The sequence below is a fragment of the Bradyrhizobium sp. 18BD genome, from assembly GCF_054185225.1.
The window spans coordinates 1-434 of sequence record NZ_JAVAYL010000273.1 but is presented as its reverse complement, the minus strand read 5'-3'; the positions used below and the strand labels follow the sequence as shown (position 1 = coordinate 434).

Annotated in this window: 1 protein-coding gene; it reads right to left on the bottom strand. The window is 52.5% G+C overall.

What is annotated here, in order from left to right:
* Positions 1-275, bottom strand: a 275-nt coding sequence (locus RAD16_RS41435; protein WP_458163739.1) for a peptidase U32 family protein, incomplete at its 3' end; no start/stop codon positions are given.
* Positions 276-434: the final 159 nt, after the last annotated feature.

The window sequence follows — 434 nt, the reverse complement described above, 5'->3', positions numbered from 1 at the left end:
CCGGTGTTGTACAAATCGGTGATTAACCGCTGCGCGGGCTCCAGCTCATCATCATGCAGAATAGTATTCAGCGTGACAAAAATCCTGGCGCCGTAACGGTGAGCAAACGGAACCAGATCGGCGATATCGCGCAGACTGTTACTGGCGTTATGACGTGCGCCAAAACCGGGTCCGCCGATGTAGACGGCATCTGCGCCATGCAAAATCGCTTCGCGAGCAATTGCGGCGTCACGGGCCGGACTTAACAATTCGAGATAGTGAGGTTGCTGGCGCATACAGTCTTTCTTATCCAATAGCAGCGAAATGGCGGCTATTGTAGTCAGAAGCGCAAACTAACGAAATAGTTTTCCCGCTTAATCACGCGGGTAATGGATCAGCGAGTGAAAATGAACCGTCTGGTCACTGCTGTTGCGATAGGTATGCGCCGTATCGCC